At 61.1% G+C, this 14,306-nt stretch carries 9 protein-coding genes; 5 read left to right on the top strand and 4 right to left on the bottom strand.

The features are described from left to right. The first annotated feature begins 5 nt into the window (after nucleotides 1-5). From ACZ0AZ_RS12915 to ACZ0AZ_RS12905, 3 genes are all read left to right on the top strand, one after another. A complete protein-coding gene (locus ACZ0AZ_RS12915; protein ID WP_024011588.1) occupies nucleotides 6-659 on the top strand; it encodes an ABC transporter permease in 654 nt (217 codons plus the stop codon). Then, nucleotides 656-1,813: an osmoprotectant ABC transporter ATP-binding protein OsmV gene (locus ACZ0AZ_RS12910; RefSeq protein ID WP_039759487.1), complete on the top strand. Its 1,158-nt coding sequence runs from the start codon at nucleotides 656-658 to the stop codon at nucleotides 1,811-1,813. Before ACZ0AZ_RS12915 ends, ACZ0AZ_RS12910 begins: the two co-directional genes overlap by 4 nt. A 776-nt stretch (nucleotides 1,814-2,589) precedes the next feature. Next, nucleotides 2,590-3,753 (top strand): type III PLP-dependent enzyme, encoded by a 1,164-nt coding sequence (locus ACZ0AZ_RS12905; RefSeq protein WP_034154440.1) that lies wholly within the window; start codon nucleotides 2,590-2,592, stop codon nucleotides 3,751-3,753. Nucleotides 3,754-3,939: 186 nt separating this feature from the next. Here ACZ0AZ_RS12905 and ACZ0AZ_RS12900 read toward each other — a convergent pair whose 3' ends face one another. Both ACZ0AZ_RS12900 and ACZ0AZ_RS12895 read right to left on the bottom strand, forming a co-directional pair. After that, nucleotides 3,940-4,698: a tetratricopeptide repeat protein gene (locus ACZ0AZ_RS12900; RefSeq protein ID WP_130000132.1), complete on the bottom strand. Its 759-nt coding sequence runs from the start codon at nucleotides 4,696-4,698 to the stop codon at nucleotides 3,940-3,942. Beyond that, nucleotides 4,695-5,375, bottom strand: a complete 681-nt coding sequence (locus tag ACZ0AZ_RS12895) for a Fe2+-dependent dioxygenase (RefSeq protein WP_434767689.1) — start codon at nucleotides 5,373-5,375, stop codon at nucleotides 4,695-4,697. The genes ACZ0AZ_RS12900 and ACZ0AZ_RS12895 overlap by 4 nt, the downstream gene beginning before the upstream one ends. 207 nt (nucleotides 5,376-5,582) lie before the next feature. Here ACZ0AZ_RS12895 and ACZ0AZ_RS12890 point away from each other — a divergent pair, with 207 nt between their 5' ends. Together ACZ0AZ_RS12890 and ACZ0AZ_RS12885 are read left to right on the top strand one after the other, a co-directional pair. Continuing rightward, the gene (locus tag ACZ0AZ_RS12890; RefSeq protein ID WP_463537508.1) at nucleotides 5,583-7,898 is read left to right on the top strand and encodes a TonB-dependent receptor; all 2,316 of its coding nucleotides are present in this window, start codon (nucleotides 5,583-5,585) and stop codon (nucleotides 7,896-7,898) included. Nucleotides 7,899-8,134: 236 nt separating this feature from the next. Beyond that, nucleotides 8,135-10,663: a PepSY domain-containing protein gene (locus ACZ0AZ_RS12885; protein ID WP_039759714.1), complete on the top strand. Its 2,529-nt coding sequence runs from the start codon at nucleotides 8,135-8,137 to the stop codon at nucleotides 10,661-10,663. Between the two features lie 119 nt (nucleotides 10,664-10,782). Here ACZ0AZ_RS12885 and ACZ0AZ_RS12880 read toward each other — a convergent pair whose 3' ends face one another. Continuing rightward, nucleotides 10,783-12,324, bottom strand: coding sequence for an alkaline phosphatase D family protein (locus tag ACZ0AZ_RS12880; RefSeq protein WP_463537507.1), 1,542 nt, complete (start codon nucleotides 12,322-12,324; stop codon nucleotides 10,783-10,785). A 247-nt stretch (nucleotides 12,325-12,571) separates the two neighbouring features. Beyond that, nucleotides 12,572-14,305, bottom strand: a complete 1,734-nt coding sequence (locus ACZ0AZ_RS12875; protein ID WP_281120390.1) for a PTS fructose-like transporter subunit IIB — start codon at nucleotides 14,303-14,305, stop codon at nucleotides 12,572-12,574. Between the last annotated feature and the right edge of the window lies 1 nt (nucleotide 14,306).

The following is a 14,306-nucleotide window of genomic DNA, read 5'->3' as shown; positions in this document are numbered from 1 at the left end:
AAGTCATGGAATTTCTGAACGCCTTTTCCCATCTCGACTGGCAGCAGGTGATGCACCTGACCTGGCAGCACATCACTCTGGTCGGCATCGCCGTAACGCTGGCGATCGTCATCGGCGTGCCGCTGGGCATTCTGATGACGCGTTTCCCCACCCTCGCCGGCCCGTTGCAGGCCAGCGCCACGGTGCTGCTGACCGTGCCGTCGATCGCCCTGTTCGGCCTGCTGCTGCCGTTCTACTCCAAGTTCGGCCAAGGCCTCGGGCCGCTGCCGGCGATCACTGCCGTGTTCCTTTATTCGTTGCTGCCGATCATGCGCAACACCTACCTCGCCCTCACCGGCGTCGAGCCGGGCATCCGCGAAGCCGCGCGCGGCATCGGCATGACCTTCGGCCAGCGCCTGCGCATGGTCGAGTTGCCGATTGCGGTGCCGGTGATCCTCGCCGGCGTACGCACGGCGGTGGTGATGAACATCGGCGTGATGACCATCGCCGCGACCATCGGCGCCGGCGGCCTCGGTGTGTTGATCCTCGCCTCCATCAGCCGCAGTGACATGTCGATGCTTATCGTCGGCGCGCTGCTGGTCAGTCTTCTGGCGATTTTCGCCGACCTCGTTTTGCAGTGGCTGCAACGCTCGCTGACTCCAAAAGGACTCCTCAAATGATCGAACTTCAAAACCTCAGCAAAACCTTCCAAAGCAACGGCAAAGACGTCAAAGCCGTGGACTCGGTAAGCCTGACCGTCAATGAAGGCGAGATCTGCGTGTTCCTCGGGCCATCGGGTTGCGGCAAAAGCACCACGCTGAAAATGATCAACCGCCTGATCAAACCGACCTCGGGCAAGATCCTCATCAACGGCGAAGACACCACCGATCTCGACGAAGTGACGCTGCGCCGCAACATCGGCTACGTGATCCAGCAGATCGGTCTGTTCCCGAACATGACCATCGAAGAGAACATCGTCGTGGTGCCGAAACTGCTCGGCTGGGACAAACAGAAATGCCACGACCGCGCCCGCGAACTGATGAGCATGATCAAGCTCGAGCCCAAGCAGTATCTGCATCGCTACCCGCGGGAATTGTCCGGTGGTCAGCAACAGCGTATCGGCGTGATTCGTGCGCTTGCGGCTGACGCCCCACTGCTGTTGATGGACGAGCCGTTCGGCGCGGTCGACCCGATCAACCGCGAGATGATCCAGAACGAATTCTTCGAGATGCAGCGCGCGCTGAACAAGACCGTGATCATGGTCAGCCACGACATCGACGAAGCGATCAAACTGGGCGACAAGATCGCCATTTTCCGCGCCGGCAAACTGCTGCAGATCGACCACCCGGACACCCTGCTCGCGCATCCGGCGGATGACTTCGTCAGCAACTTCGTCGGCCAGGACAGCACCCTCAAGCGTCTGCTGTTGGTGAAGGCCGAAGACGCGGCGGACAACGCGCCGTCAGTGAGCCCGGAAACCCCGGTGGCCGATGCGCTGGAATTGATGGACGAGCATGATCGCCGTTATGTCGTGGTGACTTGCGCCGAGAATAAGGCGCTGGGTTACGTGCGCCGTCGCGACCTGCATCGCCAGACCGGCACCTGCGCGCAATTCCTGCGTGAGTTCAACGCCACCGCAGCGTACGACGAGCACCTGCGCATCCTGCTGTCGCGCATGTACGAGTTCAACCGCGCCTGGCTGCCGGTGATGGATGCCGAACGGGTGTTCCTCGGCGAGGTAACGCAGGAGTCGATTGCGGCGTACCTGAGCTCGGGACGTTCGCGGGGAATGAAGACCAATATCGTCTCGCCGGCTGAGACGGTGGTCGCATAATCCGTCTGCGTGGTTGAAACCCGATCCCTGCTCGCGAAAGCGCAATATCAGTCGACGCTGATGGCGGCTGTGAAAATGCCTTCGCGAGCAGGCTCGCTCCCACAGGATCTACGCAATTTTGCTGATCTTCACTGGGTGACAAAGAATCTCAACAGCCTCTCCTGCAAGCGCGTCGTCAATTCAGCTTCTTCAAGGTCCAAATCCCCCTTCAACACCCTCTCTCGACGCCAACGTCGCCGATGTTGCCGCCATCACACTTACCTGCGATCTAGCTGACAAAAGCGACGAACGTGCAGATATGTTTAACACTCGAAAATTCGCCGGGAACATCTCCCCGTCATCTCGGTCGGGTAAAAGGAGTGATGAACGCGACGCACGTCAGAAGCGTGCAAAAACGCGACATTTTTAGTTGATCTCGCGCCCCTCACGCCCTAAAGTTCGCGCCGAACGTCCATGCTGGAAACGATCCATCCGGCTCAAGTACTGACGACGAGACAGCAAGGCCAAGGGACATTTGGTCCAGATCGTTTGAGAGCGTAGCGAGCGCAGACAAGACAAGGCGGGAAGAGGCGAGGAAGCGGAGTTTACTGGTTGTAAATGAGCATTCCGAGCCTCTTCCCAACGCAGGATTGTCAAGCGCAGTAGCTCTCAAGCGATCTGGATGGCCTTTTTGCTTTCGGCGGCAATGCCTTGGGAAGTAGGCGAACCAAAGTGGGGATACGGAGGGCGTTCATGCACCCATTGTTTTTACGAGTTTGCCCATAGGAGCACCCAGCATGTCGATCCAGGTCGAAGACTATTTCGCGCGCGCTACATTCGACAAAATGAAGGCGTTCGCCGACAAACAGGAAACCCCGTTCGTGGTGATCGACACCGCGATGATCGCCCAGGCCTACGATGACCTGCGCGCCGGTTTCGAATTCGCCAAGGTCTACTACGCGGTCAAGGCCAACCCGGCCGTTGAGATCATCGACCTGCTCAAGGAAAAAGGTTCGAGCTTCGACATCGCCTCGATCTATGAGCTGGACAAGGTGATGGATCGCGGCGTCAGCGCCGACCGTATCAGCTATGGCAACACCATCAAGAAATCCAAGGACATCCGCTACTTCTATGAGAAGGGCGTGCGTCTGTTCTCCACCGACTCCGAAGCCGACCTGCGCAACATCGCCAAGGCTGCACCGGGTTCGAAAGTCTATGTGCGTATTCTCACTGAAGGCTCGACCACTGCTGACTGGCCGCTGTCGCGCAAATTCGGCTGCCAGACCGACATGGCCATGGACCTGCTGATTCTCGCTCGCGACCTCGGCCTGGTGCCGTACGGCATCTCGTTCCACGTCGGCTCGCAACAACGCGACATCAGCGTTTGGGACGCGGCGATCGCCAAGGTCAAAGTGATCTTCGAACGCCTGAAAGAAGAAGACGGCATCCACCTGAAGCTGATCAACATGGGCGGCGGCTTTCCGGCCAACTACATCACCCGCACCAACAGCCTGGAAACCTACGCCGAAGAAATCATTCGCTTCCTGAAGGAAGACTTCGGTGATGACCTGCCGGAAATCATCCTCGAGCCGGGCCGTTCGCTGATTGCCAACGCCGGTATTCTGGTCAGCGAAGTGGTACTGGTTGCACGCAAGTCGCGCACCGCCGTCGAGCGTTGGGTGTATACCGATGTGGGCAAGTTCTCCGGCCTGATCGAAACCATGGACGAAGCGATCAAGTTCCCGATCTGGACCGAGAAGAAAGGCGAGATGGAAGAAGTGGTGATCGCCGGCCCGACCTGCGACAGCGCCGACATCATGTACGAGAACTACAAGTATGGTCTGCCGCTGAACCTGGCGATTGGTGATCGCCTGTACTGGCTGTCGACCGGTGCGTATACCACCAGTTACAGCGCGGTCGAGTTCAATGGCTTCCCGCCGCTGAAGTCGTTTTACGTTTAAGGAGCAGCTGCAAGTTTTGAGCTGCTAGCTGCAAGTGAAAAGCCCATGACGTGTCATGGGCTTTTTTGTGATCCATGAATAACTGGAGATCCCTTGTGGGAGCGAGCCTGCTCGCGAAAGCGGTGAGTCAGTACAGATGTGGGTGACTGACACGACGACTTCGCGAGCAGGCTCGCTCCCACAGGGTTATGCGGTGCGGGTCAGTTCATCTGCACGCCGCTGGTACCGAGTTGCCAAAGCCTGAATCCGCAAATCTGTCGCATCAGCCAGCGTCTGACTCGCCACCCGCAGAAAATTCAGATTTCCGGCGGCCAAGGCTTTCTCAAGCCAATCGACCGCCTCATCAATCCGCCCCTCATCCGCTAAAACTGCAGCAAAACTGAATTGCCCACGAAAATCCCCACCCTCAGCCGAGCGCCGATACCATTCACGCGCCGCAACTGGATCCGCCGGACACACCTGCCCTTCCTCCAGATAACGCCCCAGCAGATTCATCGATTTCGCATGGCCCAACTCAGCTGCGCACCGGTACAACGCCAGCGCCTGCTGATGATCAACCGTCACCCCGCGCCCGGTCGCCTGCAGGTTGGCCAGGTTGTACATCGCCCAGTCCAGCCCCGCCTCGGCGGCGATTCGATAATGCTGCGCCGCCACCGAGGCATCCGCCGCACAGCCCCAACCATGCTCATGACAACGCCCGAGCATGTTGCGCGCCATCAGGTGCCCGCGACCGGCGGCAATAGCGAACCAGCGCAGCGCCAATGGCTGATCCTGGGCGATGCCATGGCCATCCAGCAGGATCTGCCCAAGCAACGCCTGCGCTTCAACCTCGCCCTCGCCCGCCGCGAGCAAAATCGCCTGAGCAGCGCGGGCCGGGCTTTCTTCAAGCATCGCCGCCAGCCCGGCGGCGTCGAGGACTTCCTCGCGGCGCAACTGGAAACTCATACCTCGACCCAACGCCGTAGCAAGTTGTGATACGTGCCGGTGAGGCGGACAAGCGAAGGGTGATCGGGGACGTCCCGAGTCAACTGCTGAATCGCCCCGTCCATTTCGAACAGCAGCGCACGCTGGCTGTCTTCGCGCACCAGGCTTTGCGTCCAGAAAAACGACGCATAGCGCGCACCCCGTGTGACGGCGTTGACCTTGTGCAAACTGGTGCCCGGATACAACACCATGTCGCCGGCCGGCAGCTTCACTCGCTGGGTGCCGTAGGTGTCCTGAATCTCCAGTTCGCCGCCGTCGTAATCTTCCGGCTCGCTGAAAAACAGCGTCGCCGACAGATCGGTGCGCACCCGCTCGATGCTGCCCTTGGGCTGGCGCACGGCATTGTCGATGTGGAAATCGAAACTGCCGCCGGCCGTGTAGCAGTTCACCAACGGCGGGAAGACCTTGTGCGGCAATGCAGCAGACATGAACAGCGGATTCTTCCACAGCCGCTCGAGCATCGCCGCGCCGATTTCCTTGGCCAGGGGGTGGCCTTCGGGCAGTTGCAGATTGTGCTTGGCCTTGGCCGACTGGAAGCCGGCGGTGATCTTGCCGTCAGCCCAATCCGCTTGCTCCAGCGCCAGGCGGATACGCTGCACTTCGTCTTTTGCGAACAGCCCGGGAATGTGCAACAGCATGGCGATGTCACCTGATGGCAAGAAGGCGGCAATGGTATTGATTCTTATTGACCGTGTAAAACCCGCAAGACGAATGAACGGGCAGAAACCGTAAGGGCAAATTGTAAAGAATGTAAATTCAATGCGAATAACAATGTTTCGCAATTGATACGAATACCTGTTTACCCTATATTCCGCCGCCTCAAATCCTTGGGGAGGGGAATAAAAATGGCACGTCAACACGCACAATTACCGGTCAGTTCACCACGTCTGCTCGCCTCGGCAATCGGTGTCGCAATCACCGCCGGCTCCGCTGGGCAGATGGTCTTCGCAGCAGAAAAGACCGACAGCAAAGCGTCCGGCAACGCCATCGCCCTGGACGCCACCGCCATCACCGGCGAAGCCCAGGACTCGACGTCCTATCAGGTCGAAAAAGCCTCCTCGCCCAAGTACACCGCGCCGCTGGTCGACACGCCGCGCTCGGTCACTGTCATCCCGCAACAAGTGCTCAAGGACACCGGCGCGCTGAACATGCAGGACGCCTTGCGTACCGTGCCGGGCATCACTTTCGGCGCCGGTGAAGGCGGCAACCCGCAGGGCGATCGTCCGTTCATTCGCGGCTTCGACGCCCAGGGCGACACCTATCTGGACGGCGTGCGCGACACCGGTTCGCAGAGCCGCGAAATCTTCGCCGTGGAAAACATCGAAGTCAGCAAAGGCCCGAACTCGGCGATTGGCGGTCGTGGCGCCGCCGGCGGCAGCATCAATCTGGTGAGCAAGAAAGCTCATCTGGGCAACTCGTTCGACGGCGGCTTCACCTACGGCTCCGACCAGACCCAGCGCTACACCCTCGACGGCAACTACCAGTTCAGCGACAGCGCTGCCGGCCGTCTCAACCTGATGAGCCACGAGAGCAACGTCGCCGGTCGCGACAAGGTCGATTACGACCGCTGGGGCATCGCGCCGTCGCTGGCCTTCGGCCTGGGCACCGATACCCGCGTAAACCTCGACTACTACCATCTGGAAAGCAACGACACCCCGGACTCGGGTATCCCTTACACCATCCCTACCGGTGGATCGGCCGCGCGCACCAAGTCCAACCCGGACAAGCCGTACGCCGGTGGCGATCACGACAATTTCTATGGTCTGGATCGCGACTTCCGCAAGGGCCGCACCGACACCGCGACCTTCGCCATCGAGCACGACCTCAACGACGCGCTGACCCTCAAGAACACCCTGCGCCACGGCACCAGCATGCAGGATTACATCCTGACCCAGCCGGACGACAGCAAGGGCAACGTCAACAACGGCAGCGTCTGGCGCCGGGCCAACACGCGGGTGAGCAACACCGAAACCACCACCAACCAGACCGATCTGTTCGGCACCTTTTACGTGGCCGGTTTCAAGAACAGCTTCTCCACCGGGGTTGAGTACACCCGCGAGCAGAGCGAGAAATCCTCGTACAACGTCAACACCGACACCACGCCGCGCACCAGCGCTGTCACTACCAACTGCAACCCGGGCCTGATCGGCGCGGCCAGCGGTTACAACTGCACCTCGCTGTCTAACCCGAATCCAAACGACCCGTGGAACGGCGCGATCTCGCGCAACTACGCCGGCACCGACACCCAGGCCGACACCTACGCGCTGTACGTGTTCGACACGCTGGAGTTATCCGAACAATGGCTGGTGAACATGGGCCTGCGCTACGACCATTTCGACACCGACTACAAGACCTACAACGCCGCCGGTACCACCACCTCCAAGGGTGATGACACCAGCGAATTCGTCACCGGCCAGTTCGGCGTGGTCTACAAGCCGGCGGAAAACGGCAGCATCTACGCGTCCTATGCAACCTCGGCGACGCCGCCGGGCAACACCCTGGGCGAAGGCCAGGAAGGCAACCCGCTGGGCGGCACACCGGATCGCAGCGGCAACCTGCTGAGCAGCGACATGGAGCCGGAAACCACCAAGAACTACGAGATCGGCACCAAGTGGGACCTGCTCAACGATCGCCTGTCGCTGACCGCCGACATCTTCCGTACCGAGAAGGAAAACGCTCGCGTGCAGGTCGACACCAGTTCCTACGAAAACGCCGGCAAGACCCGCGTGCAAGGCTTCGAACTGTCGGCCAGCGGCAAGATCACCGACAAGTGGCAGGTGTTCGCCGGTTACGCCTTCATGGACAGCGAACAGGTTGATGGTGGCCCGCTGGGTCGCGCCAACGACGGCAACGATCTGCCGAACACACCGAAAAACAGCGCCAGCCTGTGGACCACGTATCAGGTCACGCCGAAGCTGACGATCGGTGGTGGCGCGTTCTACGTCGACGACGTCTACGGCAGTGTCGCCAACACAACGATGGTCGATTCGTACGTGCGTTACGACGCGATGGCGGCCTACAAGCTGACCAAGAACGTCGACCTGCAACTCAACGTGCAGAACCTGACCGACGAAACCTATTACGACAAAGCCTTCTCGACCCACTTCGCCAACCAGGCGGCGGGACGCACGGCGCTGTTGAGTACCAATTTCCACTTCTGACCGATGTGAGAACCTGTGGGAGCGAGCTTGCTCGCGAAAGCGGTGGCTCAGTGAAGTCGATGCTGACTGACACGACGCCTTCGCGAGCAAGCTCGCTCCCACATGAGATCTGCGAAACGGATCAGGCCCCGTTCACTCAGTTGAACGGGGCTTTTGTGTGTTACGCAAAACGCTTCTTGATAACCCACGGCATAATGCGCGCCGTGATGACAATTTCCGAACGGACGGCGAGTGACGTGTTGAAGAAAACCCTGTTCCAGTTGCACTGGTTTTTTGGCATCACTGCAGGGCTGGTGCTGGCCCTGATGGGCATCACCGGCGCGGCCTATTCGTTTCAGGACGAGATCTTGCGCGCGCTGAATCCGTCCGTTCTGCAGGTGGAAAAACAGGTCGCCGGCGTGCTGCCGCCAGTGGAACTGGTGGAGCGCATTGAAGCCGCCTCCGGCAAGAAAGTCGCGATGCTCTGGGTCGAGACCGACAGCGGTCACGCCGCACGCGTTTACTTCACCCCACCCAAAGGCGAACGGCGTGGCGAGATGCGCTACTTCGATCCGTACACCGCCGAGTTCAAGGGCGACGCCACTGGCCAGGACTTCTTCGGCCTGATGCTGCAACTGCACCGCTTCCTCGCCATGGGCGACACCGGGCGCAACATCACCGGCGCCTGCACCTTGATGCTGCTGTTCTTCTGCCTCTCCGGCCTTTATCTGCGCTGGCCACGCCAGTGGAACAGCTGGCGCGTGTGGTTGACCCTGGACTGGAAAAAGAAGGGCCGCGCGTTCAATTGGGATCTGCATTCGGTGGCCGGCACTTGGTGTTTGCTGGTGTATCTGCTGCTGGCGTTGACCGGTTTGTCATGGTCGTACGAGTGGTACAACAAAGGCCTGACCCGACTGCTTTCCGATGCACCGCAAAACGAACGCGTGCGTGGCGGTCGCGGCCCGGCGCCAGAAGGTCCGGCACCGACCGCCGACTACGCAGCGATGTGGAGCAGCATCTACAGCGCTGCCGGCCCGGGTCTGGCCGCGTACAACATTCGCATGCCGGCGGTGGCCGGCCAGCCGGCGACGGTGTTCTACCTGCTCGACAGCTCGCCCCATGACCGCGCGCTGAACCAGATCACCCTCGACCCGGCCACCGGCGTAGTCAAACGCGTCGACCGCTATGCCGACAAAAGCTTCAAGGCACAATTGCTGACCAGCATTTATGCGCTGCACGTCGGCAGCTATTTCGGCCTTGTCGGGCGCATTATCGTAACGATTGCGGCGGTGTGCATGCCGCTGTTTTTCATCACTGGGTGGCTGCTGTATCTGGATCGCCGGCGCAAGAAAAAGCAGATCAAGGATGCCCGCCAAGGCCTCGCGCAACCGTCCGCCGATGCTTCGGCATGGCTGATCGGTTTCGCCAGTCAGAGCGGTTTCGCCGAGCAACTGGCGTGGCAGACTGCCGGGCAATTGCAGGCCGCCGGGCTGCCGGTCAACGTGCAGCCGCTGGGCAATCTCAGCGAACAGGATCTGCGTGATTCGAACAACGCGTTGTTCGTGGTCAGCACCTTCGGCGACGGCGAAGCGCCGGACAGCGCCCGCGGTTTCGAACGCAAAGTGCTGGCCAAGGCCTCGACACTCGACAGCCTCAACTACGCCGTCCTCGGCCTCGGCGATCGGCAGTACGCGCACTTCTGCGGCTTCGCCAAACGCCTGCATCAATGGCTCGGCGAACACGGCGGCAAGACTCTGTTCGCCCCGGTGGAAGTCGACAGCGGCGATCCTTACGCGCTGCGTCACTGGCAAACGCAACTCGGCCAGCTCACCGGACAGGCGCCGAGCGAAACCTGGCAAGCACCCAGCTACGACAACTGGACACTGGTCCGGCGCGACCTGATGAACCCCGACAGCAGTGGCGCGCCGGTCTACCTGCTCGGCCTCAAAGCCCCGGACACGCGCAGCTGGCTGGCCGGTGACCTGGTCGAAGTGCTGCCGCGCAACTGCCCGTGGGCCATCGAGCATTTCCTCGACGGCCTCGGCATCCGTGGCGAAACTCAGGTGAAGGTCAATGGTATCGACGAACCACTGGAAGTGGCCCTCGCCTCACGCCAACTGCCCGAACACCGCGCGCATCTGGTGGGCCTGCATGCGCAGTCGCTGGTCGACGCGATGGTGCCGCTGGCGATGCGCGAATACTCGATTGCCTCGATTGCCGCTGACGGCGTGCTGGAACTGATCGTGCGTCAGGAACAGCACAACGACGGCAGCCTCGGCATCGGCTCCGGCTGGCTCACCGAACACGCGCCAGTGGGCGGCAGCATCAGCCTGCGCGTGCGGCGCAACAGTGGCTTCCACCTGCCGAACGAGCCGGTGCCGATGATCCTGCTGGGCAACGGCACTGGCCTGGCCGGCCTGCGCAGCTTGCTCAAGGCACGCATTGCCGACGGTCAGCAACGACAGTGGCTGCTGTTCGGCGAGCGTAACCGCGAGCACGACTTCCTCTGCCGCGCCGAGCTGGAAGAGTGGCTGGTCAATGGTGATCTGGCGCGGCTGGACCTGGCGTTTTCACGGGATCAGGCTGAAAAGGTTTATGTGCAGGATCGCTTGCGTGAGTCTGCGGATGAATTGAAGAAATGGTTGGCAGATGGTGCTGTCATCTATATCTGCGGCAGCCTTCAGGGGATGGCCTCAGGCGTCGACCAGGCCCTCAACGATATCCTCGGCAGCGCCGAAGTCGAACGCCTGATCGAACAGGGCCGCTATCGCCGGGATGTTTACTGACCCAACACCATCCCCCTGTGGGAGCGAGCCTGCTCGCGAAGGCGATTTAACAGTCGACATTGGTGTTGGCTGTAAGTCCGCTTTCGCGAGCAGGCTCGCTCCCACAGGGGACGCGGTGCTCAGACCGGTTGGAGTTTCTGTTCGAAAACAGCGATGCCATCCAGATCCCGCAACACCACACTCATCTCGCCGCTCTGCCCGTCGATATTCACCTCGCCAAAAAACTGAAATCCGGCAAACGGCGAGGTGTTCTGTGCGGGCGGTGCTTTCTCGAACACCACCTCAGGCCCGAACGTCTTGTCCAACGGATTCGGCCCGAAGCTGCCGGCATTCAGCGGCCCGGCGACGAACTCCCAGAACGGTTCGAAATCCTGAAACGCGGCACGGTCCGGGTGGTAGTGATGCGCCGCGCAGTAATGCACGTCCGCCGTCAGAAACACGAAATTGCGCACCTGCTGCGCACGTAGAAATCCGAGCAATTCGGCAATTTCCAGCTCACGCCCCTGCGCCGGGCCAGGGTCTCCGTTGGCCACGGCTTCCCAACGCGCCACGCCTGGGCTTACCTCGCCGTCCGGGACGCCAAGGCCGATGGGCATGTCGGCGGCGATGACTTTCCACTGCGCCTTCGATGCCTTCAATTCGTGCTTGAGCCAATCCAGTTGCTCACGGCCGAGAAACGGTTTTGCCGCGCCAAGGTTGTCGTCATTGGCTTCGCGATAGCTGCGCATATCCAGCACAAATACGTCGAGCATCGGCCCGTAGCTGAGCTTGCGATAAATGCGCCCGCCAGCGTCCGCCGCCTGCAAACGCATCGGCGCGTATTCCAGCCACGCCTGCCGGGCGCGACCGACCAGCTTGTGGATATCTTTCTCCTGATAGCGCTCATCCAGTTGCTTGCCCGGTGACCAGTTGTTGACCACTTCGTGATCGTCCCACTGCCAGATCTGCGGCACTTCGGCGTTGAAGCGGCGGATGTTTTCGTCCATCAGGTTGTAGCGATAGTTGCCACGATAATCGTCGAGGGTCTGCGCGACTTTGCTCTTGGCTTCTGTGGTGATGTTGCGCCAGATGCGCCCGCTTTCGGTGGTCAGTTGCGCGGGCACCGGGCCGTCGGCATAAATGGTGTCGCCGCTGTGGATAAAGAAGTCCGGCAAGCGCAAGCGCATGGCTTCGTAGATGCGCATCCCGCCGATGTCCGGGTTGATCCCGAAGCCCTGGCCGACGGTGTCACCGCTCCAGACAAAACGGATGTCGCGTTTTGTCGTTGGCACGCTGCGCAAATGGCCGAACCACGGTTCACTGGCGACGCCGCTCTGGGCGTCTTCGAAGTGCACGCGATAGAAAATCGCCTGGTTGGCCGGCAGGCCGTTGAGTTCGACGCGGGCGGTAAAATCGCTGCGCGCATCGGCCAGCGGCGAGACGAATTTGCGCGGGTTGCCGAACAGGCTGCCGGTGTCCCACTCCACCACCATGCGCGCCGGGCGATCGCTGCGGCTCCAGATCATCGCGCGGTCGCCGAGCAGGTCGCCGGACTGCACGCCGTCGGTGAGCTGCGGACGATCCTTGACCGAAGCAATCACCGCCGGCGCCAGCCCCGGCAGCAACAGCCCGGCACCCACCGCTTGCATGACGCGACGCCGGCCGAGATTGAAATCGCTCATGGTGTTCTCCCTGCAAAAGGGAAAACTTAAGCATGCCTATATGAACTCGCCATGACACCAGACACCCCGTAGTTCCAATGTGGGAGCAGGCTCGCTTGCTCCCACCATTGATCGCGGTCCGTCTGAGTAACCGCGACTGAATGTGGGAGCGGGCTTGCTCGCGAAGACGTTGTGTCAGGCGATACTTTTTATCTGCCACTCCGCTTTCGCGAGCAGGCTCGCTCCCACAGGGATTTGGTGTTGTCGGTCAGGCCTTGGCAGGTTCCAGCGCCAACTCGACAGCCTCAGGCCTTTTGAGCAGCGCATACACCACCGCCGTGACCAGGCTCCCCGCGACAATCGCCAGCAGATACAGCAGTGCATGGTTGATCGCATTGGGAATCGCCAGCACGAACAAGCCACCGTGCGGCGCCATGAGTTTGCAGCCGAAGTACATCGACAAGGCACCGGTCAACGCGCCACCGGCGATGCTCGCCGGAATCACCCGCAGCGGGTCTTTCGCGGCAAACGGAATCGCCCCTTCGGAGATAAAGCACAGGCCCAGCACGAAAGCCGCTTTGCCGGCCTCGCGTTCAGTCTGGGCAAACTTGCGCCGCGCAATGAACGTCGCAATGCCCAGACCAATCGGCGGCACCATGCCGGCGGCCATGGTCGCGGCCATCGGTGCGTAACTCTGCGAGGCCAGCAGCCCCACCGAAAACGCATAGGCCGCCTTGTTGATCGGCCCACCGAGGTCGACGCACATCATGCCGCCGAGCAACACGCCGAGCAGAATCGCGTTGGTGGTACCCATGCTGTCGAGGAACTGCGTAAGCGCGGCGAGCATGCCGGCGACCGGTTTGCCGACCACGTAAATCATCACCAGGCCGGTGACCAGACTGGCCAGTAACGGGATGATGAGAATCGGCTTCAGCGCTTCCAGGCTCTGCGGCAATTTCACATAGCGGGCGATGGCTTTGGCGGCGTAACCGGCAATGAAACCAGCAATGATCCCGCCGATGAATCCGGCGCCCAGAGTGCCTGCGAGCAAGCCACCGATCATCCCCGGCGCAAGGCCCGGGCGGTCGGCAATCGAGTAGGCGATGTAACCGGCCAACAGCGGCACCATCAGCTTGAACGCGGTTTCGCCGCCGATCTGCATCAACGCCGCCGCCAGCGTGCCTTCTTCCTTGTACGCGGTGATGCCGAACACGAAGGACAACGCGATCAGCAAACCACCCGCCACCACCATCGGCAGCATGTACGACACACCCGTGAGCAGGTGTTTGTAGACGCCGGTTTTTTCCGACTTGGCCGGAGCCTTGCCGTCGCTTGCCGCACTTTCGACAGCGCCTTCGGCCAGGGCTTTTTTCAGGGTCGCTTCGGATTGCTTCAGGGCAACGCCAGTGCCGCAGCGATAGATTTTCTTGCCGGCGAAACGCTCGGTGGCAACGTCGATATCCGCCGCCAGCAACACCACGTCTGCGTCGGCGATGGCCGTTGCGCTGAGCGGGGTTTTCGCGCCCACCGAGCCTTGGGTTTCGACCTGCAATTCATAGCCCAGGCGCTTGGCAGTCTGCTGCAACGCTTCGGCGGCCATGAAGGTGTGGGCGACGCCGGTCGGGCAGGCCGTGATGGCGACGATGCGTGGCGCACGTGGCGCGTCAATCGCCGGTTCGACTGCGCTGGCGACGTAGACTTCGGCTTCTTCAGCACCACGACGCAGCACCGCTTCGACATCCTGCAAGGCCTGCGCCGGAGCGATCTGGAACACGCGCTTGCCGACGAAGCGACTCATGTCCACCGCGCCAGTGGTGACCAGCAAGACCCACTCGGCGGCTTCGATGGTTGCCGCCGACAATTCGCGTTCCGGGTGTGCCGGATCGACCACTTCAACGCTGGTGCTCCAGCCCTGACGCTGCGCCGCTGCATCGAGCAGACGCGCGCACAGCACACTGGTGACCATGCCGTTCGGGCAAGCCGTAACAATGGCTAACTTCATG

The organism is Pseudomonas sp. AC239 (assembly GCF_979258545.1).
The sequence above is the reverse complement of the archived record's forward strand: the minus strand, read 5'-3'. Positions and strand labels throughout refer to the sequence as shown.

Bases quoted from the DNA above. Each gene is read 5' to 3' on its own strand.
- ACZ0AZ_RS12915 (WP_024011588.1), top strand. From the start codon at position 6: ATGGAATTTCTGAACGCCTTTTCCCATCTCGACTGGCAGCAGGTGATG.
- ACZ0AZ_RS12910 (WP_039759487.1), top strand. From the start codon at position 656: ATGATCGAACTTCAAAACCTCAGCAAAACCTTCCAAAGCAACGGCAAA.
- ACZ0AZ_RS12905 (WP_034154440.1), top strand. From the start codon at position 2,590: ATGTCGATCCAGGTCGAAGACTATTTCGCGCGCGCTACATTCGACAAA.
- ACZ0AZ_RS12900 (WP_130000132.1), bottom strand. From the start codon at position 4,698: ATGAGTTTCCAGTTGCGCCGCGAGGAAGTCCTCGACGCCGCCGGGCTG.
- ACZ0AZ_RS12895 (WP_434767689.1), bottom strand. From the start codon at position 5,375: ATGCTGTTGCACATTCCCGGGCTGTTCGCAAAAGACGAAGTGCAGCGT.
- ACZ0AZ_RS12890 (WP_463537508.1), top strand. From the start codon at position 5,583: ATGGCACGTCAACACGCACAATTACCGGTCAGTTCACCACGTCTGCTC.
- ACZ0AZ_RS12880 (WP_463537507.1), bottom strand. From the start codon at position 12,324: ATGAGCGATTTCAATCTCGGCCGGCGTCGCGTCATGCAAGCGGTGGGT.
- ACZ0AZ_RS12875 (WP_281120390.1), bottom strand. From the start codon at position 14,305: ATGAAGTTAGCCATTGTTACGGCTTGCCCGAACGGCATGGTCACCAGT.